19 protein-coding genes are annotated in these 21,638 nt (G+C 69.8%); 15 read left to right on the plus strand and 4 right to left on the minus strand.

Annotation, left to right across the window (positions count from 1 at the left end):
* Positions 1-38 precede the first annotated feature (38 nt).
* Both OG963_RS35640 and OG963_RS35645 read right to left on the minus strand, forming a co-directional pair.
* Entirely contained in the window at positions 39-1,268 is a 1,230-nt protein-coding gene (locus OG963_RS35640) for a DUF349 domain-containing protein (RefSeq protein ID WP_030918837.1), read from the minus strand.
* A gap of 203 nt (positions 1,269-1,471) precedes the next feature.
* Complete coding sequence (locus tag OG963_RS35645; RefSeq protein WP_093775339.1) at positions 1,472-2,263, minus strand: peptidylprolyl isomerase; 792 nt, start codon at positions 2,261-2,263, stop codon at positions 1,472-1,474.
* Between the two features lie 157 nt (positions 2,264-2,420).
* Here OG963_RS35645 and OG963_RS35650 point away from each other — a divergent pair, with 157 nt between their 5' ends.
* From OG963_RS35650 to OG963_RS35665, 4 genes are all read left to right on the plus strand, one after another.
* Entirely contained in the window at positions 2,421-3,107 is a 687-nt protein-coding gene (locus OG963_RS35650) for an MBL fold metallo-hydrolase (RefSeq protein WP_093775341.1), read from the plus strand.
* A 14-nt stretch (positions 3,108-3,121) separates the two neighbouring features.
* Positions 3,122-4,384, plus strand: coding sequence for a histidine--tRNA ligase (hisS, locus tag OG963_RS35655; RefSeq protein ID WP_319325446.1), 1,263 nt, complete (start codon positions 3,122-3,124; stop codon positions 4,382-4,384).
* 375 nt (positions 4,385-4,759) lie between these two features.
* A complete protein-coding gene (locus OG963_RS35660) occupies positions 4,760-5,395 on the plus strand; it encodes a vitamin K epoxide reductase family protein (RefSeq protein WP_371799827.1) in 636 nt (211 codons plus the stop codon).
* Between the two features lie 66 nt (positions 5,396-5,461).
* The gene (locus OG963_RS35665; RefSeq protein WP_030918852.1) at positions 5,462-6,835 is read left to right on the plus strand and encodes a replication-associated recombination protein A; all 1,374 of its coding nucleotides are present in this window, start codon (positions 5,462-5,464) and stop codon (positions 6,833-6,835) included.
* 30 nt (positions 6,836-6,865) lie between these two features.
* Here the strand turns inward: OG963_RS35665 and OG963_RS35670 are convergent, their stop codons facing one another.
* Entirely contained in the window at positions 6,866-7,567 is a 702-nt protein-coding gene (locus tag OG963_RS35670) for a DUF2470 domain-containing protein (protein WP_107441118.1), read from the minus strand.
* Between the two features lie 188 nt (positions 7,568-7,755).
* On the opposite strand from OG963_RS35670, the gene rpsD reads away from it, so the two are divergent.
* Entirely contained in the window at positions 7,756-8,370 is a 615-nt protein-coding gene (gene rpsD / locus OG963_RS35675; protein WP_030918857.1) for a 30S ribosomal protein S4, read from the plus strand.
* 17 nt (positions 8,371-8,387) lie between these two features.
* Here rpsD and OG963_RS35680 read toward each other — a convergent pair whose 3' ends face one another.
* Positions 8,388-10,595, minus strand: a complete 2,208-nt coding sequence (locus OG963_RS35680) for an AAA family ATPase (protein WP_093775522.1) — start codon at positions 10,593-10,595, stop codon at positions 8,388-8,390.
* A gap of 161 nt (positions 10,596-10,756) precedes the next feature.
* Between OG963_RS35680 and OG963_RS35685 the strand changes: the two genes are divergently transcribed.
* The 10 genes from OG963_RS35685 (at position 10,757) to aroQ (ending at position 21,531) form a co-directional block, all read left to right on the plus strand.
* Positions 10,757-11,206: a DUF948 domain-containing protein gene (locus tag OG963_RS35685; protein WP_093775345.1), complete on the plus strand. Its 450-nt coding sequence runs from the start codon at positions 10,757-10,759 to the stop codon at positions 11,204-11,206.
* A gap of 7 nt (positions 11,207-11,213) precedes the next feature.
* Positions 11,214-11,582, plus strand: coding sequence for a DUF6167 family protein (locus OG963_RS35690; RefSeq protein WP_093775347.1), 369 nt, complete (start codon positions 11,214-11,216; stop codon positions 11,580-11,582).
* The gene (gene alaS / locus OG963_RS35695) at positions 11,582-14,251 is read left to right on the plus strand and encodes an alanine--tRNA ligase (RefSeq protein ID WP_093775349.1); all 2,670 of its coding nucleotides are present in this window, start codon (positions 11,582-11,584) and stop codon (positions 14,249-14,251) included. The genes OG963_RS35690 and alaS overlap by 1 nt, the downstream gene beginning before the upstream one ends.
* Positions 14,248-14,733, plus strand: a complete 486-nt coding sequence (ruvX, locus tag OG963_RS35700; protein WP_063756060.1) for a Holliday junction resolvase RuvX — start codon at positions 14,248-14,250, stop codon at positions 14,731-14,733. The genes alaS and ruvX overlap by 4 nt, the downstream gene beginning before the upstream one ends.
* Positions 14,734-14,828: 95 nt before the next feature.
* Positions 14,829-16,628 (plus strand): endolytic transglycosylase MltG, encoded by a 1,800-nt coding sequence (mltG, locus tag OG963_RS35705; protein WP_371799828.1) that lies wholly within the window; start codon positions 14,829-14,831, stop codon positions 16,626-16,628.
* Positions 16,625-17,482: a shikimate dehydrogenase gene (locus tag OG963_RS35710; RefSeq protein ID WP_093775352.1), complete on the plus strand. Its 858-nt coding sequence runs from the start codon at positions 16,625-16,627 to the stop codon at positions 17,480-17,482. The genes mltG and OG963_RS35710 overlap by 4 nt, the downstream gene beginning before the upstream one ends.
* 133 nt (positions 17,483-17,615) lie before the next feature.
* Positions 17,616-18,026 (plus strand): serine/threonine protein kinase, encoded by a 411-nt coding sequence (locus tag OG963_RS35715; RefSeq protein ID WP_234322032.1) that lies wholly within the window; start codon positions 17,616-17,618, stop codon positions 18,024-18,026.
* Positions 18,027-18,266: 240 nt separating this feature from the next.
* Positions 18,267-19,451, plus strand: a complete 1,185-nt coding sequence (gene aroC / locus OG963_RS35720; protein ID WP_030918889.1) for a chorismate synthase — start codon at positions 18,267-18,269, stop codon at positions 19,449-19,451.
* Positions 19,448-21,094 carry a 3-dehydroquinate synthase gene (aroB, locus tag OG963_RS35725; protein ID WP_319737702.1) on the plus strand — a complete coding sequence of 549 codons (1,647 nt, stop codon included), beginning with the start codon at positions 19,448-19,450 and terminating at the stop codon, positions 21,092-21,094. The genes aroC and aroB overlap by 4 nt, the downstream gene beginning before the upstream one ends.
* On the plus strand, positions 21,091-21,531 hold the full coding sequence (gene aroQ, locus OG963_RS35730) for a type II 3-dehydroquinate dehydratase (protein WP_030918895.1): 441 nt from the start codon (positions 21,091-21,093) through the stop codon (positions 21,529-21,531). The genes aroB and aroQ overlap by 4 nt, the downstream gene beginning before the upstream one ends.
* Positions 21,532-21,638: the final 107 nt, after the last annotated feature.

Here is a 21,638-nt window from a genome sequence, read left to right on the forward strand (position 1 = left end):
ACGTCATGTACGGGAGCCCCCTTCCTCGTGTGCGGTGTTCAGCCGCCGAACTCCTCCAGGCCCTTCAGCGCCTGGTCCAGCAGCGCCTGGCGGCCCTCCAGCTCACGGGCCAGCTTGTCGGCCCGGGCGTTGTTGCCCGCGGCGCGCGCCGTGTCGATCTGCGTACGCAGCTTGTCCACGGCAGCCTGCAGCTGACCGGTCAGACCCTCGGCGCGCGCACGCGCCTCCGGGTTGGTCCGGCGCCACTCGGACTCCTCGGCCTCCTGGAGCGCCCGCTCCACCGCCTGCATCCGCCCCTCGATCTTCGGGCGGGCGTCACGCGGCACGTGGCCGATGGCCTCCCAGCGCTCGTTGATGGCACGGAACGCGGCCCTGGCCGCCTTCAGGTCCTTCACCGGCACCAGCTTCTCGGCCTCGACCGCGAGCTCCTCCTTCAACTTGAGGTTCTCGCCCTGCTCCGCGTCCCGCTCGGCGAAGACCTCGCCGCGGGCGGCGAAGAAGACGTCCTGCGCACCGCGGAAGCGGTTCCACAGATCGTCCTCGGCCTCGCGCTGGGCGCGGCCCGCCGCCTTCCACTCCGTCATGAGATCGCGGTAGCGCGCGGCCGTCGTACCCCAGTCGGTGGAACCGGACAGCGCCTCTGCCTCGACGACCAGCTTCTCCTTGGCCTTGCGGGCCTCCTCGCGCTGGGCGTCCAGCGAGGCGAAGTGCGCCTTGCGGCGCTTGGAGAACGCCGAGCGCGCGTGCGAGAAGCGGTGCCACAGCTCGTCGTCCGACTTGCGGTCGAGCCGCGGCAGGCCCTTCCACGTGTCGACGAGCGCCCGCAGCCGCTCGCCCGCGGAGCGCCACTGCTCGCTCTGCGCCAGCTCCTCGGCCTCGACGACCAGCGCCTCCTTGGCGTGCTTCGCCTCGTCGGTCTGCTTCGCCTTCTGGACCTTGCGCTCCTCGCGGCGGGACTCGACCGTCGCGACCAGCGCGTCCAGGCGCTTGCGCAACGCGTCGAGGTCACCGACGGCGTGATGCTCGTCGACCTGCTGGCGCAGATGCTCGATGGCGGTCGTCGCGTCCTTCGCCGACAGGTCGGTGGTCTTCACCCGCCGTTCGAGGAGGCCGATCTCGACCACGATGCCCTCGTACTTGCGCTCGAAGTAGGCCAGAGCCTCCTCGGGTGAGCCGGCCTGCCACGATCCGACCACCTGCTCGCCATCGGCTGTACGCACGTACACGGTGCCCGTCTCGTCGACGCGGCCCCACGGGTCGCTGCTCACAGCGCCTCCTCCACCTGATGCCTGTGAGAGGGTTCGCCCCCCTGGCATCGTCCACAGTTTCCTGGGGCGGGCTGCGCGCCCGCCCTGCACAACGCCAATCTAGGCGACCGGCCGCCCGGCTGTCCGCACTCAGCGCGGCCGAATTCTTCGGCCCGCACCACGACGGCCGGACCGGACTCGCCGGGCCGGCCGCCCCGGTCGGTTCAGGCCTTGTCGACGGCCGCCTTCGAGATGGTGACGGCCTTCTTCGGGGCACCGTCGGCCGCGCCACCGGTGACACCGGCGGTCCCGACCGCCTTCACGGCCTTGAGCGAAGCGGCGTCCATCGTGCCGAACGGCGTGTAGGTCGGCGGCAGTTTGCTGTCCTTGTACACCAGGAAGAACTGGCTGCCGCCGGTGTGCGCCTGACCGGTGTTGGCCATCGCCACGGTGCCCGCCGGGTACGTCACCGTGCCGTCCTTGCCCGCCTTGCCCAGCGCGGTCAGGTTCTCGTCCGGGATCGTGTAGCCCGGGCCGCCCGTGCCGTCGCCCTTGGGATCACCGCACTGCAGGACGTAGATGCCCTGCGTGGTGAGCCGGTGACACTTCGTGCCGTCGAAGAAGCCCTTGTCCGCGAGCGACTTGAACGAGTTCGTCGTGTGCGGGGTCTTCGCCGCGTCCATCGTGAACGCGATGTCGCCCTGGCTCGTCTTGAGCGACATCGTGTACTTCGACTTCTTGTCGATCTTCATCGCGGGCTCGGGCGCACTGCTCTCGCTCGCCGAGGGCGAGGGCGAGGGGGACGCGCTGGTGCTCGACGCCGCGTCGTTCTTGTCCTTGTCGTCGCCGCCGAGGGAGACGAACGCGGTGACTCCGACGACGGCCACCACGGCCAGCGCGGACGCGATGACGACGGTGAGTTGCCTGGTCCTGCGGCGGGCCTCCTCCCGGCGCTGCTGCTGCCGCTCGAACTTCTCCCTGGCGAGCTGCCGCCGCCGCTGATCGCTGCTGACCACCGGGTGATCTCCTTGTACGTCGTGATCGGGCCTGGGTTGCCCCGTACCGTATATGGGTTAGCTGTGGAATGAGGAGCGCCGGTAGGCTCTGAACTGCCGCGACCTTCTCAGCCGCAGTCGGCCGCACCTCTCCGTCGGACGACCATTAAGGACGATCGTGCTCATTGCCGGGTTCCCCGCCGGGGCCTGGGGGACCAATTGCTATGTGGTCGCCCCCGCCGCCGGTGAGGAGTGCGTGATCATCGACCCGGGCCACCAGGCCACCCAGGGAGTCGAGGACGCGCTGAAGAAGCATCGGCTGAAGCCGGTCGCCGTAGTGCTCACCCACGGGCACATCGACCATGTCGCCTCGGTCGTCCCGGTGTGCGGCGCGCACGACGTCCCCGCCTGGATCCACCCCGAGGACCGGTACATGATGAGCGACCCGGAGAAGGGCCTCGGCCGCTCCATCGGGATGCCGCTCATGGGCGAGCTGACGGTGGGGGAGCCGGACGACGTCAAGGAGCTGAGCGACGGTGCCCAGCTGTTGCTGGCCGGTCTGGAGTTCGGTGTCGCGCACGCGCCCGGCCATACCAGGGGGTCGGTGACGTTCAGGATGCCCGAGGCCGCGGATGTGCCGCAGGTCCTCTTCTCGGGTGACCTGCTCTTCGCCGGCTCCGTCGGACGCACCGACCTGCCCGGCGGCGACCACGCCGAGATGCTCGAGTCGCTGGCCCGTGTGTGCCTGCCGCTCGACGACTCGACCGTGGTGCTGTCCGGTCACGGCCCCCAGACGACCATCGGCCGCGAGCGCGCCTCGAACCCGTATCTGCACGGACTGGCAGCGCCCCGACGAGGAATGTGACGAGAGTTAGAACCGTGAGCACCTTCAAGGCCCCCAAGGGCACGTACGACCTGACCCCGCCCGACTCCGCGAAGTACCTCGCGGTGCGCGAGGCGCTCTCCGCACCGCTGAAGAACTCCGGCTACGGCTACATCGAGACGCCCGGCTTCGAGGACGTCGCGCTCTTCTCGCGCGGAGTCGGTGAGTCCACCGACATCGTGAGCAAGGAGATGTACACCCTCACCACCAAGGGCGGCTCCGAGCTGGCGCTGCGCCCCGAGGGCACCGCGTCCGTGCTGCGCGCCGCTCTGGAGGCCAACCTCCACAAGCTCGGCAACCTGCCGGTCAAGCTCTGGTACTCCGGCTCGTACTACCGCTACGAGCGCCCGCAGAAGGGCCGCTACCGGCACTTCTCGCAGGTCGGTGCCGAGGCGATCGGTGCCGAGGACCCGGCACTGGACGCCGAGCTGATCATCCTGGCCGACCAGGCGTACCGCACGCTGGGCCTGCAGAATTTCCGGATCCTGTTGAACTCGCTGGGCGACAAGGAGTGCCGTCCCGTCTACCGGGACGCGCTCCAGGAGTTCCTGCGCGAGCTCGACCTGGACGACGACACCCGCCGCCGCATCGACCTCAACCCGCTGCGGGTGCTCGACGACAAGCGCCCCGAGGTGCAGAAGCAGCTGGTCGGCGCGCCGGTCCTGCGCGACTACCTGTGCGACGCGTGCAAGGCGTACCACGAGGAGGTCCGCGATCTGCTGACCGCCGCGGGTGTGGTGTACGAGGACGACGAGAAGCTCGTCCGCGGCCTCGACTACTACACCCGCACCACCTTCGAGTTCGTCCACGACGGACTCGGCTCGCAGTCCGCGGTCGGGGGCGGCGGCCGCTACGACGGCCTGTCCGAGATGATCGGTGGCCCGGCGCTCCCGTCGGTCGGCTGGGCGCTCGGCGTGGACCGTACGGTGCTCGCCCTGGAGGCCGAGGGCATCGAGCTCGAACTGCCCTCGTCCACCAGCGTCTTCGCGGTGCCGCTCGGTGAGGAGGCCCGGCGGGTGCTGTTCGCCAAGGTGACGGAGTTGCGCCGAGTGGGCGTCGCCGCCGACTTCGCGTTCGGCGGCCGCGGCCTCAAGGGTGCGATGAAGAGCGCCAACCGCTCCGGCGCCCGCTTCACCGTCGTCGCGGGCGAACGTGATCTCGCCGAGGGCGTGGTCCAGCTGAAGGACATGGAGTCGGGCGAGCAGCAGGCGGTCGCGCTCGACGCGCTGGTCGCCGAGGTCCGGCAGAAGCTGGCCTGATCCACCGTCTCCGACTGTGCCCGCCCGGTCCGCCGGGCGGGCACAGCGCGTTACCGCCCCCGTGCCGTCAACTCCGCAGCAGCCGGTTCATCCTGCGGACGGGACCGAACCGGGAGGACGGCGGTCCGCGGTGGGAGCCGGGGCGGCGCACCGGCGTGGCTGCCCGCCGTCAGCAGTGCCTGAAACGCCTGGGCAGCCCCTTTACGGTCCTCGCCGGTTCGGTCATGGCGGGGACCGGTTCGCGAAAGCCGCGTGTTTTCTGCCGCCCGTGCGTGCGTCTCTCCGCACACCTTTATGTCCATCGAACGGATGGCAGATGAGGTGGTGCGGCACAATGACCATGCCCAGCAGGCCACTCACTGATGGAACGGCGATATGACGACTGCAGCGGTTGACCATCCCTCCTCGGAACAGGACGAGGACGGCCGGAAGAGGACCATCGGCGGCAGCCGCGCGTTCGCACTGCTGCTGGTGATCACCGGTGCCGCCGGTCTCCTCGCCGCCTGGGTGATCACGATCGACAAGTTCAAGCTGCTCGAGGACCCCAGCTTCACCCCGGGCTGCAGCCTCAACCCCGTGGTCTCGTGCGGCAACATCATGAAGAGCGAGCAGGCGTCCGTCTTCGGGTTCCCGAACCCGATGCTGGGACTCGCCACCTACTCCGTCGTCATCGGGATCGGCCTGGCCCTGCTCGCCGGCGCCCGTTTCCGCAGCTGGTACTGGCTCGGCCTCAACGCGGGCACACTGTTCGGCGTCGGCTTCTGCACCTGGCTGCAGTACCAGTCGCTGTACAACATCAACTCGCTCTGCCTGTGGTGCTGCCTGGCCTGGGTCGCGACGATCTTCATGTTCTGCTACGTCACCACGCACAACATCAAGCACCGGATCGTGCCCGCGCCGAACTGGCTGCGCAACGGACTGACTGAGTTCCACTGGGTGCCGCCGGTCCTCTGGGTGGGCATCATCGGCATGCTGATCCTGACCCGCTGGTGGGACTTCTGGACCAGCTGACCGGCGGTGCCGGGAGCGGGCACCGGCCCGGCCGGGCTGTCAGTGCCGTGACATAGGCTGCAAAACGTGGAGCCCGACCTCTTTACCGCAGCCGCCGAAGACCGCCAGGAGAAGGACCCGTCCAGCAGCCCCCTAGCTGTCCGGATGCGTCCTCGTAGCCTCGACGAGGTCGTCGGCCAGCAGCATCTGCTGAAGCCGGGCTCGCCGCTGCGCCGCCTCGTCGGCGAAGGGGGCGGCGGCCCCGCCGGCCCGTCGTCGGTGATCCTCTGGGGCCCGCCCGGCATCGGCAAGACGACTCTGGCGTACGTGGTCAGCAAGGCCACCAACAAGCGCTTCGTCGAGCTCTCCGCGATCACCGCGGGGGTCAAGGAAGTGCGGGCCGTCATCGAGAGCGCCCGCCGCGCCACCGGTGGCTACGGCAAGGAGACCGTCCTCTTCCTCGACGAGATCCACCGCTTCTCCAAGGCCCAGCAGGACTCGCTGCTGCCGGCGGTGGAGAACCGCTGGGTGACACTCATCGCCGCGACGACCGAGAACCCGTACTTCTCGATCATCTCGCCGCTCCTGTCGCGCTCGCTGCTCCTGACCCTCGAGTCGCTCACCGACGACGATCTGCGCGCCCTGATGCGCCGCGCCCTGACCGCCGAGCACGGCCTCGGTGGCGCGGTCACACTGCCCGAGGACGCCGAGGCCCATCTGCTGCGCATCGCGGGCGGTGACGCGCGCCGCGCGCTGACGGCGCTGGAGGCCGCGGCCGGTGCGGCCCTCGCCATGCAGGAGAAGGAGGTCACCCTCCAGACGGTCGAGGCGACCGTCGACCGGGCCGCCGTGAAGTACGACCGGGACGGCGACCAGCACTACGACGTGGCGAGTGCGCTGATCAAGTCGATCCGTGGCTCCGACGTGGACGCGGCGCTGCACTACCTGGCCCGGATGATCGAGGCGGGGGAGGACCCGCGGTTCATCGCCCGGCGGCTGATGATCTCCGCCAGCGAGGACATCGGCCTCGCCGACCCGACAGCGCTGCCCACAGCGGTCGCCGCCGCCCAGGCCGTCGCCATGATCGGCTTCCCGGAGGCGGCGCTCACCCTCAGCCATGCCACGATCGCGCTGGCGCTCGCCCCCAAGTCCAATGCGGCGACGCTGGCGATCTCCGCCGCCCAGGAGGATGTGCGCAACGGCCTGGCGGGTCCGGTCCCGGCCCATCTGCGCGACGGCCACTACAAGGGGGCCGCCAAACTGGGTCATGCGCAGGGCTACGTCTATCCGCACGACGTCCCCGGCGGGATCGCAGCCCAGCAGTACGCCCCGGACGCGGTCGCCGACAAGCGCTACTACCGGCCCACCCGTTACGGCGCCGAGGCGCGCTATGCGGATGTGGTGGACCGGGTCCGCGGCCGGCTGGGCCGCGGGGGTTCCGACGACGCGACGGACGCGTGACGCTCCTCCTCCGGACGGTGCGGCACCCGTTCAGCGAGCGGCCGCCTCGAAAAGCGTGTGCATCGCGTGGCGCAGTCCGGTGACGTCGCGCACCGGTTCGGGGAATTCGAAGCGTGCGTCGAAGCACCGCCCGTCGGCCTCGCAGATGCGCACCCGCAGCCCGTACCGGTCGAGCGCGACGGGCACGACCGTGGGCCGGTGGGCGGCGCAGCTGCTGTCCGCCCGCTCTCCCAGCAGCCCGCACAGCAGCGCCACCTGTTCGCAGTGCGCCGCGTGCAGATGCTGCAGGAGTTCCGCCTCGTGGGCGACGAGCGGGTCGGCGGCCGCGTCCCGGAATTCCTCCGGCTCGACGTCCTGGGCGCCCCACAGATCGTCGACGTGCGCCTCACCGGTCTCCAGCCGCAGCATCATCCGTCCGGGCCCGGCCATGCCCGGTACGGAGGTGAGCCATCCGGAGACCCAGCCGCGGCCACGGATGCGGTGGGGTACGGAGACCGGTGCGACGTCAGTGATCTCCAACACGGCGGTCAGCTCGTCGTCCTGGGCGTGCGTGGCGGCCCGTACGGCCGGGGAATCGGCGGGGAACTCGAGGAACAGATCGCCCTCGGGGCCCACACTGCGGTCCAGTGGCACCAGCTGGTCGAAACCGACTGTGGTCAGCCCGGGGATGAGCAGTACCGCCGAACAGGTACTCTGTACGAGAGTTCGTGTGCGCTCGGCTGCTGACGGCATCCGAGTGTTTTCAAGCCCGCTGGGACGCGGCTGACCACGATCTGATCGGTCCTCCGTCGTATCGACGCCCTCGATGGCGTCGACGCTGTCAGTGCTGTCCGTGACGTGTGTGGTGTTCCCAGGGCGAGACATGCGATCTCCTTGAGTAAGGTGAGCCTAACCTAACCCACAACGGAGGTCTGGAGAACGTGCCTAATCAGTCGCGTCCCAAGGTCAAGAAGTCTCGTGCGCTCGGCATCGCCCTGACGCCGAAGGCCGTCAAGTACTTCGAGGCCCGCCCCTACCCGCCGGGCGAGCACGGCCGTGGCCGCAAGCAGAACTCGGACTACAAGGTCCGTCTGCTCGAGAAGCAGCGTCTGCGCGCCCAGTACGACATCAGCGAGCGCCAGATGGCGCGCGCCTACGACCGCGCCAAGAAGGCCGAGGGCAAGACGGGCGAGGCGCTCGTCGTCGAGCTCGAGCGCCGTCTCGACGCGCTGGTCCTGCGTTCGGGCATCGCCCGCACGATCTACCAGGCCCGTCAGATGGTCGTCCACGGCCACATCGAGGTCGACGGCCGCAAGGTCGACAAGCCGTCCTTCCGCGTCCGTCCCGACAACATCGTGATGGTCCGCGAGCGCAGCCGCGACAAGCACCCCTTCCAGGTGGCCCGCGAGGGTGGTTACGCCCCCGACGGCGAGACCCCGCGCTACCTGCAGGTGAACCTGAAGGCCCTGGCCTTCCGCCTGGACCGGGACCCGAACCGCAAGGAGATCCCGGTGATCTGCGACGAGCAGCTCGTCGTCGAGTACTACGCCCGCTGATCCAGGCGTAGCCGCTCTCACCAGCGCTCAGGCCCGCCCCTCCCCGAAGTCGGGGAGGCGGCGGGCTTCCGCGTTCTGCCGTCCGGCGCGGGTACGGGACCACGTCGCTGTGCCTTCACGCCCGGACGGTCCACGGGCCGGCACGCCAGCGCCCGTGCCACCGCTGCGTCCGGATCCAGCTGCGCACCCGTCCGCCGTCCCGACTCGTACCGTGCGTCGCCCAGCTCCCGCCGCGCCAGCCGCTCACACTCCGCCCGCGGCCTTCCGTAGTACACCGAACCGAAGAGCGGCAGCCCCACCGACGGCCAGATCCGCTCGGCGGCCCCCTGCAGCACCGCCGCCTCCGCCGCGTCCCCCTCGACCGCCGTGACCAGTGCCAGCAGTTCCAGGGCAAGGACGGAGCCGAGCAGGTCATGGAAGGCGTGGCCGATGGCCAGGGACTCCCGGAGCAGCTCCCGGGCGCACTCCGGCCGCCCCTGCTGCAGCTGCGCGTACGCCAGCACGAAGAGCGCGTACGAGAGCGCCCACCGCTCCCCGCGGTCGTCGCAGGCCTCCCTGACCTCCCGGCAGATCTCCACCGCGGCCTCCAGGTCCCCGCGGAACCCGACCGCCATCGCCAGTTCGATCTGGGCCATCAGCACATTGCTGTTCAGCTCGCCGAGGTCCCGGTAGCGCCCAAGGGCGTCCCGCAACAGCTCCTCCGCACGGACCATGTCGTCCGTGACGAGGGCCAGGCATCCCGTGCGGTGCACCGCGTAGGCCTGGGCCGCCGCGTCACCGGTCCGGTCCGCCTCCTCCCGGCACTCCTGCAGCGCGGAGATCGCACCGACCGCGTCCCCCTGCAGCACGGCCACGTACCCGAGCACCCACAGCGCCTTGAGCCGGGAGGGTTCGTACGGCGTCTCCTCCTCCAGTACGTGGTTCAGCCAGTGGCGCCCCTCCGAGAGGCGCCCGCAGCCGACCCAGAGGAACCAGAGCGTGCCCGCCAGGTACTGCGCGAGATGGGCCTCGTCCGGGCACTCCAGCGAACACTCCATCGCCCGGCGCAGATTGGGCAGTTCGCTCTCGGCCCGGGCCGCGACCTCGCCCTGCCGCGGGCTGAACCAGTCGAGCTCGCACCAGGTGGCCAGCCCCAGGAACCAGTCCCGGTGGCGCCGTCGCAGCCGGTCCGTGTCGCCGGCGGCGGCCAGCCACTCGGCGCCGTACTCGCGCACCGTGTCCAGCATTCGGTAGCGGGTGCCCACCGCCGAGTCCTCGCGCAGCACCACGGACTGCGCCAGCAGTCCCGTCAGCACATCGAGCACCGACTCGGCCGGCAGCTCGGGGCTGCTGCAGATGTACTCGACGGCCTCCAGATCGAACTGCCCGGCGAACACCGACAACCGCGCCCACAGCAGCCGTTGCTCCGGGGCGCACAGTTCATGGCTCCAGCCGATGGCCGTACGGAGCGTCTGGTGGCGCGCCTGCGCGCTTCGCCCGGCGCCTGTCAGCAGTCGGAAGCGGTCGTCCAGACGCTGCAGCACCTGTTCCGTGGACAGGGCGCGAAGCCGTCCGGCGGCCAGTTCCAGCGCGAGCGGAATCCCGTCCAGCCGACGGCACAACTCCCGCGCCGATCCGCGGTTGTCCTGCGTCAGCCGGAACTCCGGGCGCACCGCCGCGGCCCGTTCCGCGAACAGCGTCACCGCGTCCTCGACGGCCATCGGCGCGAGCGGATAGGTGACCTCGCCGTCCAGCTCCAGGGGCCGCCGTCCGGCGGCCAGCACCCGCAGCTGCGGAGCCCTGCGCAGCAGCGCGCACACCAACTCGGCGCAGGCGTCGACAAGATGCTCGAAGCCGTCGATCACCAGCAGGATCCGGCGTCCGGCGAGATGTTCGAGGAGTGTCGTGCGGGGCGGGCGGCTGGTGTGATCGGTGAGTCCCAGCGCATCGATCACGGCATGTTCCAGCAGTCCGGGGTCGTGGACGGCGGACAGCTCCACCAGCCAGACCCCGTCGCAGTACCGTTTCTCCACGAGAGCCGCGGCCCGGATGGCACTCCGGGTCTTCCCCACGCCACCCACCCCGACCACGGTGACCAGTCTCGATTCCGTCAGCAGACGGCCCAGGTCGGCCAGCTCCTCGTCACGTCCCACGAATCGGTTCAGCTCGGCCGGGAGATTGCCCCCGGTGCCGGGGCTCGGAGCGTCAGGGGAATCGTCGGGGGAGGGGCGCTGGGAGCGTCGCATGAATACGCAGAGTACTGGCCCCGCAGCTCTCCGTACAATCTCCTTTGTGCAACTCCGCTCCCCCGTCCCGAATGCGGTAGGGGGCGTGCCCCCCGGCGCGATAGGGTCGGGAGACGACGATTCGACAAGCCAGGGAGCGGTGCAACGTGTCCGGTGGAGAGGTGGCCGGGATCCTGGTGGCCGTCTTCTGGGCGATCCTGGTCTCGTTCCTCGCCGTCGTCCTGGTGAGGCTGGCCCAGACGCTCAGGGCAACCACCAAGCTCGTGGCGGAAGTGACCGAACAGGCCGTTCCGCTGCTCGCCGACGCTTCCGCGACGGTGCGCTCCGCGCAGACCCAGCTCGACAAGGTCGACGCGATCGCGACGGACGTGCAGGAGGTCACCTCCAACGCCTCGGCGCTCTCCACCACCGTCGCATCGACCTTCGGCGGACCACTGGTCAAGGTGGCCGCGTTCGGTTACGGGGTGCGGCAGGCCATCGGCCGCCGAACCTCCCCGGAAGCCGAGCCGGCCCGCCGGGCGCCGCGTCGCACGGTGATCGTCGGCCGTACGGTGCCGTCCGCGAGGACCAAGAAGCGCGGCGGCAGAAGCTCCCGCGGATCGAAGGACTGACGCAGCGATGTTCCGCCGTACGTTCTGGTTCACCGCCGGCGCAGCCGCCGGTGTCTGGGCCACCACCAAGGTCAACCGGAAGCTCAAGCAGCTGACCCCCGAGAGCCTCGCGGCGCGCGCCGCCGACAAGGCGATCGAGGGAGGTCACAAGCTCAAGGACTTCGCCCTCGACGTCCGCGACGGCATGGTCCGGCGCGAGGCGGAGCTGGGGGAGGCACTGGGCCTGCAGGCACCGGTCGACCCCGAGCTCCCGGTGCAGCGTCGTTTCGCGGTCGAGGCGGCCGAGCCCGCCCCGGGCGCAGAGGCGACCGCCCACCGCAAGCTCCCCCACAACTCGTACAACGACAACTCGTACAACCGGAATGAGGACCACTGATGGAGTCGGCTGAAATTCGTCGCCGCTGGCTGAGCTTCTTCGAGGAGCGCGGGCACACCGTCGTGCCTTCGGCGTCGCTCATCGCGGACGACCCGACTCTGCTGCTGGTCCCCGCGGGCATGGTCCCCTTCAAGCCGTACTTCCTCGGCGAGGTCAAGCCGCCCGCCCCGCGCGTCACCAGTGTGCAGAAGTGTGTGCGTACGCCCGACATCGAAGAGGTCGGCAAGACCACCCGGCACGGCACCTTCTTCCAGATGTGCGGGAACTTCTCGTTCGGCGACTACTTCAAGGAAGGCGCCATCAGCTACGCCTGGGAGGCTCTCACCACCCCCGTGGCGGAAGGCGGCTTCGGTCTCGACCCCGAGCGACTGTGGATCACGGTCTACCTGGACGACGACGAGGCCGAGCAGATCTGGCGCGACAAGATCGGCGTCCCGGCCGAACGCATCCAGCGTCTGGGCAAGAAGGACAACTTCTGGTCCATGGGTGTCCCCGGCCCGTGCGGCCCCTGCTCCGAGATCAACTACGACCGCGGCCCCGAGTTCGGTGTCGAGGGCGGCCCGGCCGTCAACGACGAGCGGTACGTGGAGATCTGGAACCTGGTCTTCATGCAGTACGAGCGGGGTGCCGGCGACGGCAAGGAGGACTTCCCGATCCTCGGTGACCTGCCGTCCAAGAACATCGACACCGGCCTCGGCCTCGAGCGCCTCGCGATGATCCTTCAGGGCGTGCAGAACCTGTACGAGATCGACACCTCGATGGCCGTCATCGAGAAGGCCACCGAGCTGACCGGGGTGCGCTACGGCGAGAACCACACCTCCGACGTCTCGCTCCGGGTGGTCACCGACCACATGCGTACGTCCGTCATGCTCATCGGCGACGGTGTCACCCCCGGCAACGAGGGCCGCGGCTACGTCCTGCGCCGCATCATGCGCCGCGCCGTCCGCAACATGCGCCTCCTCGGCGCCACCGGCCCGGTCGTCGCCGAGCTCGTCGACACGGTCATCAAGTCGATGGGCCAGCAGTACCCGGAGCTGATCACCGACCGCAAGCGCATCGAGACCGTCGCGCTCGCCGAGGAGGCCGCCTTCCTCAAGGCCCTCAAGGGCGGCACCAACATCCTCGACACCGCCGTCACCGAGACCAAGGCCGCCGGCGGCAAGGTCCTCGCCGGCGACAAGGCGTTCCTGCTCCACGACACCTGGGGCTTCCCGATCGACCTCACCCTGGAGATGGCCGCCGAACAGGGCCTCGCCGTGGACGAGGACGGCTTCCGCCGCCTGATGAAGGAGCAGCGGGACCGCGCCAAGGCCGACGCCAAGGCCAAGAAGACCGGTCACGCCGACCTGTCCGCCTACCGAGAGGTGGCCGACAAGTCCGGCTCCACCGAGTTCACCGGCTACACGTCCACCGAGGGCGAGTCGACGATCGTCGGCCTCCTCGTCGACGGGATCTCCTCGCCCGCAGCCACCGAGGGCGACGAGGTCGAGGTCGTCCTCGACCGCACGCCGTTCTACGCCGAGGGCGGCGGCCAGCTCGCCGACCAGGGACGGATCCGGCTCGACACCGGGGCCGTCATCCAGGTGCGCGACGTCCAGCAGCCGGTCCCCGGTGTCTCCGTCCACAAGGGCACGGTCCAGGTCGGCGAGGTGACGGTCGGCGCCACCGCCTACGCCGCCATCGACACCACCCGCCGCCGCGCCATCGCCCGTGCCCACAGCGCCACGCACCTCACGCACCAGGCGCTGCGTGACGCCCTCGGCCCGACGGCCGCCCAGGCCGGTTCGGAGAACTCGCCGGGCCGCTTCCGCTTCGACTTCGGTTCGCCCGCAGCCGTGCCCGGCACGGTCCTCACCGACGTCGAGCAGAAGATCAACGAGGTTCTGGCCCGGGAGCTCGACGTCCAGGCCGAGGTCATGTCGATCGACGAGGCCAAGAAGCAGGGCGCCATCGCGGAGTTCGGCGAGAAGTACGGCGAGCGGGTCCGCGTCGTCACCATCGGCGACTTCTCCAAGGAGCTCTGCGGCGGTACGCACGTCCACAACACCGCCCAGCTGGGTCTGGTGAAGCTGCTCGGCGAGTCGTCCATCGGCTCCGGGGTGCGCCGTATCGAGGCCCTCGTCGGCGTCGACGCGTACAACTTCCTGGCCAAGGAGCACACGGTCGTCGCCCAGCTCCAGGAGCTGGTCAAGGGCCGCCCCGAGGAGCTTCCGGAGAAGGTCTCCACCATGCTCGGCAAGCTGAAGGACGCCGAGAAGGAGATCGAGAAGTTCCGCGCGGAGAAGGTCCTCCAGGCCGCCGGCGGACTCGCCGACTCCGCCAAGGACGTACGCGGCGTCGCCCTGGTCACCGGACAGGTGCCGGACGGGACGTCCGCCGACGACCTGCGCAGGCTGGTCCTCGACGTCCGGGGCCGCATCCAGGGCGGCCGCCCGGCTGTCGTGGCGCTGTTCACCACGGCCAACGGCCGCCCGCTGACCGTCATCGCCACCAACGAGGCCGCCCGCGAGCGTGGCCTCAAGGCCGGTGACCTGGTGCGTACGGCTGCCAAGACCCTCGGTGGCGGTGGCGGCGGCAAGCCGGACGTCGCCCAGGGCGGCGGCCAGAACCCCGCCGCCATCGGCGAGGCCATCGCCGCTGTCGAACGCCTCGTGACCGAGACGGCGTGACGGCGGGAGTGACGCAGATGCGCCGCGGACGTCGCCTCGCGATCGACGTCGGGGACGCCCGGATCGGGGTCGCCTCGTGCGACCCCGACGGGATCCTCGCCACGCCGGTGGAAACCGTGCCGGGACGCGACGTCCCGGCCGCCCACCGGCGGCTGGGTCAGATCGTCGAGGAGTACGAGCCCATCGAGATCATCATCGGTCTGCCCAGATCCCTGGGCGGCGGTGAAGGGCCTGCCGCGGCGAAGGTCCGGCTGTTCGCCCAGGAGGTCGCCCGCTCGGCCGCACCCATTCCGGTGCGATTGGTGGACGAGAGGATGACCACAGTGACGGCGAGTCAGGGACTGCGCGCCTCGGGCGTGAAGTCCAAGAAGGGCCGGTCTGTCATCGACCAGGCTGCCGCTGTGGTGATCCTCCAGAACGCTCTGGAGTCGGAGCGGGCGTCAGGTAAAGCTCCGGGTGAAGGCGTCGAAGTGGTTGTCTGATCGCGATACGGTAACGTTCCGCGCGATGCGGCGGTGTTCGAACAAACACCGCACAGCAAAGAGGCGGAAGTTCGTCTCGCGGCTCTAGGGGATCGATGACTGAGTATGGCCGGGGCCCCGGCTCCGAACCGTGGCATCCCGAGGATCCCCTCTATGGGGACCAGGGATGGGATGGCCAGCAGGCTGCCCACGGCCAGAGCCAGTACGGCGGCCCGCAGCAGGCCTATCCGCAGGACCCCTACGCCCAGCAGCAGCCGCAGCAGATGTACCCCCAGCATCAGCAGCATCAGCAGCACCAGCAGTACGGCTCGCCGCAGGACCCGTACGCGCAGGACCCTTACGCGCAGCAGCAGCACGACCCGTACGCCCAGGGCCCTTATGCACAGCAGCAGCCGCAGCAGCCGCATGACCCGTACGCCCAGCAGGCTCAGCAGCACCAGCAGCACCAGCAGTACAACGGTGGCTGGGACACCGGTCAGCAGCCCGCGGCGATGCCGCCGTACGACGGCCAGGCGCAGGACGCGTACGGGAACCAGTCGGGTGGCTACGGCGCATCGCACGACCCCTACGGCACTCCTGAGGCGTACCCGCCGCCGCAGCCCCCGGGCCGACGTGAGGCCGCGCCCGAACAGGGCTCACCGCGTACCCCCGACTGGGACCCGGACGAGCCCGAGGAGGAGACGCACCCCTTCTTCACGGGCGTCGACGACGACCGCGATGTCCGGCGCCCCCGTGACGACGATGACGAGTACGACGACGACTCGCGTGAATCGCGCAGGGGCGGCGACAGCGAACGCCGCGGCAAGGGCAAGAAGAAGAGCCGCAACGGCTGCGCCTGCCTCGTCGTCTCCCTGGTCCTCGCCGGCGGCCTCGGCGGCGCGGCCTACTTCGGCTACACGTACTGGCAGAAACAATTCGGCCCCGCACCCGACTACTCCGGCCAGGGCTCCGGCAGCGTCGAGGTGGAGATCCCGAAGGGCGCCCTCGGCAACGAGATCGGCAACATCCTGAAGGAGAAGGGCGTCGTCAAGAGCGTCGATGCCTTCGTCGCAGCGCAGACCAAGAACTCCAAGGGGAAATCGATCCAGGCGGGCGTCTACGTCCTCAACGAGCACATGTCCGCGGCCGAGGCCGTGAAGATGATGATCGACCCGAAGAGCCAGAATCTGCTGATCATTCCTGAGGGCAAGACCACCCGAGATGTCTACAAGCTGATCGACACGAAGCTCGGTCTCAAGGCCGGCACCACCAAGGATGTCGCCAAGAAGAACGTCGGCGATCTCGGGCTGCCGGACTGGGCCGATGACGACCCGGCCGTGGACGACCGGCTGGAGGGCTTCCTCTTCCCCGCGGCCTACCCGGTCACCAAGGAGATGAAGCCCGAGGCCGTCCTCAAGAAGATGGTTTCCCGGGCCAACGACGAGTACGGCAAGGTCGACCTCGAGTCGAGCGCCAAGAAGCTGGGTCTCAAGAGCCCCTGGCAGTTGATCACGGTCGCCAGCCTCGTCCAGGCCGAGGGCAAGTACAAGCACGACTTCGACAAGGTCGCCCGGGTCGTCTACAACCGGCTCAAGCCCAACAACACCGAGACCTACGGACTGCTCGACTTCGACTCCACCGTGAACTACGCCAAGGCCCAGAGCACGCTGGACACGGGCGCGGTGTCGGACCTGCGGAAGTTCAAGGACCCGTACAACACGTACTACGTCCACGGTCTGCCGCCGGGTCCGATCAACAACCCCGGCGAAGCGGCGCTTCACTCGGCGATCAAGCCGACTCCCGGACCTTGGTACTACTTCGTGTCCGTGACCGCGGACAAGACCGTGTTCGCGGTCACCAACGAAGAGCACGAGCGCAATCGCAAGAAGTACGAACAGGAGAAGTCGGGTCAGTGAGCACCATCCGACGGGCGGCCGTCCTCGGCTCGCCCATCGCCCACTCGCTCTCCCCGGTCCTGCACCGGGCGGCGTACGCCGCACTCGGTCTCACCGGATGGTCGTACGACCGCTTCGAGATCGACGAGGCCGCGCTCCCCGGCTTCGTCCAGGGGCTCGACTCCACGTGGGCCGGTCTTTCACTGACCATGCCGCTCAAGCGCGCGATCATCCCTCTGCTGGACTCCATCAGCGAGACCGCATCGTCTGTGGAGGCCGTCAACACGGTCGTCCTCACGGACGACGGACGACGGATCGGCGACAACACCGATATTCCGGGCATGATCGCGGCCCTGCGGGAAAGCGGTGTGGACCAGGTGGGATCCGCGTCGATCCTCGGTGCGGGGGCCACCGCCTCATCCGCACTGGCGGCACTTTCCCGCATCTGTACCGGGCCTGTCACCGCCTATGTACGCAGTGCCGCCCGTGCTGCGGAGATGCGGGGCTGGGGCGACAGGCTCGGTGTCGAGCTGCGCACTCTGGAATGGAGCCAGGCCGCTCGGGCCTTTGACGCCGAGTTGGTGATCGCTACGACTCCGGCGGGTGCCACGGATGAGCTGGCAGGCGCCGTTCCGGACAGCGCCGGTGTCTTGTTCGACGTTCTGTACGAGCCGTGGCCGACGGCATTGTCCGCTGCGTGGTCGTGCCGGGGAACGGTCATCGGGGGCATGGACCTCCTGGTGCATCAGGCCGTGCTCCAGGTGGAACTCATGACGGGCTGTGTTCCCGCGCCGTTGCGTGAGATGAGAGCGGCCGGTGAACGTGCTCTCGAAGGGCCCGGGGGTCAGTTTCGGTCACGGGTCCGGCCGGTTTGACGTGACCTGATCAATTTTGGTGGTCGGACTGCTACGTTCTCCCGTCGTGGAGCCGGTGTTGATCACACCGGCCAGGAGGGGAGAGATTGTGCGCACGTTGGTGAGCCGCGGGCTTACGGTGTCGGTTGCTGCCTTGAGCACGCTGATCGCTGGTACGGGTGTGGCCAGCGCATCGAGTCCCGCGGACAAGGCTGTGGCCGCTTGTGGGTCCAGTTACTACGTCCAGCGGCAGCAGTCGATGGGGCTGGGGCAGAACACAACTGTGTTCCTGCTGTACAGCGCCTCGACGCGCAACAACTGTGTGGTCACCGTGAAGCACGAGAACGCGGGCGCGTACTACGGAACGGCGACCGGTCTCGGCGCGGGAATCCAGGCGGAGGGCGGGTCCTGGAAGAAGGACGACGGGGACTACAAGTACTACGCAGGTCCTGTCTATCTGAGCGCGGCCGGCCAGTGCGTCCGCTTCTGGGGGCACTACGAGGAGATCGGCGCCTCCAGCATCCGGGACTGGTATCACACCAGCACCTTCGGCAACTGCGGCTGACGACAGGAGCACGGAGGGCCCGGCCACCCTATGTGGGGCCGGGCCCTCCGTGCTCCGTCGGGCAGCCTGCCACGGCCGGTATTCAGGCGCCTGGTGCGTCCGGACCGAGCCTTCGAGTGTCCGACAACTGGTACGCCGATCAGATCCACCGCCCGGGCATGGGAGGATCAATGGCGGCGGGCCAGGGCCGCGCACCCGGTCGCGCCGTTGCAGTTTCAGGCGCGAGCATGAGGAGCACCGTTGAGCAGGTTGCGCTGGCTGACCGCAGGGGAGTCGCACGGCCCCGCACTGGTGGCGACGCTGGAGGGTCTTCCCGCCGGCGTCCCGATCACCACGGAGATGGTGGCGGACGCACTCGCCCGGCGGCGGCTCGGCTATGGCCGCGGCGCTCGCATGAAGTTCGAGAAGGACGAGGTCACCTTCCTCGGCGGGGTGCGCCACGGGCTCACCATGGGCTCCCCGGTCGCCGTGATGGTGGGTAACACCGAGTGGCCCAAGTGGGAGCAGGTCATGTCGGCCGACCCGGTCGACCCCGACGAACTGGCCGCGCTGGCCCGTAACGCCCCGCTGACCCGTCCCCGCCCCGGCCACGCCGACCTCGCGGGCATGCAGAAGTACGGCTTCGACGAGGCCCGGCCGATCCTGGAGCGCGCCAGCGCCCGGGAGACCGCGGCCCGGGTGGCGCTCGGCGCCGTCGCGCGGTCGTACCTCAAGGAGACCGCGGGCATCGAGATCGTCAGCCACGTCGTCGAACTGGCCGCGGCCAAGGCGCCCTACGGCGTCTACCCCACGCCCGCCGACGTCGAGAAGCTCGACGCCGACCCGGTGCGCTGCCTGGACGCCGCCGCGAGCAAGGAAATGGTCGCCGAGATCGACCAGGCCCACAAGGACGGCGACACCCTCGGCGGCGTGGTCGAGGTGCTCGCGTACGGCGTGCCGGTCGGCCTCGGCTCGCACGTGCACTGGGACCGGCGTCTCGACGCCCGCCTCGCCGCCGCCCTCATGGGCATCCAGGCCATCAAGGGTGTCGAGGTCGGCGACGGCTTCGACCTGGCCCGGGTCCCCGGCTCGAAGGCGCACGACGAGATCCTGGTCACCGAGGACGGCATCAAGCGTGCCTCCGGCCGTTCCGGCGGCACCGAGGGCGGTCTGACCACCGGCGAGCTGCTGCGGGTCCGCGCCGCGATGAAGCCCATCGCGACCGTGCCCCGCGCGCTGGCCACCGTCGACGTCGTCACCGGGGAGCCCGCCAAGGCGCACCACCAGCGCTCCGACGTCTGTGCCGTGCCGGCTGCCGGGATCGTCGCCGAGGCGATGGTCGCGCTGGTCCTGGCCGACGCCGTCGCGGAGAAGTTCGGCGGCGACAGCGTCCCCGAGACCCACCGCAACGTCCAGTCGTACCTCGACCACCTCCAGATCCGATGAGCGGCCCGCTGATCGTCCTCGTCGGCCCGATGGGCGTCGGCAAGTCCACGGTCGGTGAGCTCCTCGCCGACCGGCTCGGCACCACCTACCGGGACACCGACACGGACGTCGTGGCCACGGCGGGCAAGCCGATCTCCGAGATCTTCTACGACGAGGGCGAGGAGCATTTCCGCGAGCTCGAGCGCGAGGCGGTACGCGCCGCGGTCGCCGAGCATGCGGGCGTCCTCTCGCTCGGCGGCGGGGCCGTGCTCGACGAGTCGACCCGCACCCTGCTCGCCGACCACGCGGTCGTCTACCTCTCGATGGACGTCGAAGAGGCCGTCAAGCGGGTCGGTCTGAACACCGCGCGCCCGCTGCTCGCCGTCAACCCGCGCCGGCAGTGGCGTGAGCTGATGGATGCCCGCCGCCATCTCTACACCGAGGTGGCCAGGGCGACCGTCGCCACCGACGGGCGCACCCCCGAAGAGGTCGCCCAAGCAGTCCTCGACGCACTGGAACTGCCGGAGCGCGCGGGCGACCCCGCGGCGCCCGGCCGGGAGAACACACACATGACGGACCAGGGACCCACGCGCATCCAGATCGCCGGCAGTGCGGGCACCGACCCGTACGAGGTGCTGATCGGCCGGCAGTTGCTCGGCGAGCTGCCGTCGCTCATCGGCGACCGCGCCCAGCGGGTCGCGGTCCTGCACCCCGAGGCGCTCGCCGAGACCGGCGAGGCGGTCCGTCAGGACCTCGCCGAGCAGGGGTACGAGGCGATCGCGATCCAGCTGCCGAACGCCGAGGAGGCCAAGACCGTCGAGGTCGCGGCGTACTGCTGGAAGGCGCTCGGCCAGACCGGCTTCACCCGCACCGATGTGATCGTCGGTGTCGGTGGCGGCGCCACCACGGATGTCGCCGGATTCGTCGCGGCGACCTGGCTGCGCGGGGTGCGCTGGATCGCCGTGCCGACGACGGTGCTCGCCATGGTCGACGCGGCCGTGGGCGGCAAGACGGGCATCAACACCGCCGAGGGCAAGAACCTCGTGGGCGCCTTCCACCCGCCGGCCGGGGTGCTCTGCGACCTCGCCTCCCTCGACTCGCTGCCCGTGCACGACTACGTCAGCGGCATGGCCGAGATCATCAAGGCCGGTTTCATCGCCGACCCCGCGATCCTCGACCTGATCGAGTCGGACCCGGAGGGTGCGCGTACGCCCGCCGGACCGCACACCGCCGAGCTGATCGAGCGCTCCATCCGGGTCAAGGCCGAGGTCGTCTCCAGCGACCTCAAGGAGTCCGGGCTGCGCGAGATCCTCAACTACGGTCACACCCTCGGCCACGCCATCGAGAAGAACGAGCGCTACAAGTGGCGCCACGGCGCGGCCGTCTCCATCGGGATGGTCTTCGCCGCCGAGCTCGGCCGGCTGGCCGGCCGCCTCGACGACGCCACCGCCGACCGGCACCGGGCGATCCTGGAGTCGGTCGGACTGCCGCTCACCTACCGCGGTGACCAGTGGCCGAAGCTGCTGGAGAACATGAAGGTCGACAAGAAGTCCCGCGGCGACCTGCTCCGCTTCATCGTCCTCGACGGCCTGGGCAAGCCCACCGTCCTGGAGGGCCCCGACCCGGCCGTACTGCTCGCCGCGTACGGGGAGGTGTCGGCGTGACCCGCAGGGTCTTCGTGCTCAACGGGCCGAACCTCGGCCGGCTCGGATCCCGCGAGCCCGATGTGTACGGAGCGACGTCGTACGCCGGACTCGTCGAGGCCTGCCGGGTGCTCGGCAAGGAGCTCGGCTTCGACGTCGACGTCCGGGAGACCAACGACGAGGGCGAGCTGATCCGCTGGCTGCACGAGGCAGCGGACGGTTCGATTCCGGTCGTTCTCAACCCGGGTGCGTTCACCCACTACTCGTACGGCATGCGGGACGCGGCCGCGCAGCGCACCGCCCCGCTGATCGAGGTGCACATCTCGAACCCGTACGCGCGGGAGGAATTCCGCCACACCTCCGTGGTCGCACCGGTCGCCACGGGGACCGTGGCCGGATTCGGCATCGGCTCCTACCGGCTGGCGCTCCGCGCCCTCGCGGACGAACTGACGGACTGACAGGCCGCGTACCGGACGGCCGGACCTGGCCGACGGGCACTCCGTACCGTCCCCGACCGTTGCCCCTGTGGCGGTCGGGAACGGTACGGTTGCCGTTCCACCAGCGC

Origin of the sequence: Streptomyces sp. NBC_01707 (genome assembly GCF_041438805.1) — a bacterium.
In the GTDB taxonomy this organism is placed as follows: Bacteria; Actinomycetota; Actinomycetes; order Streptomycetales; family Streptomycetaceae; genus Streptomyces.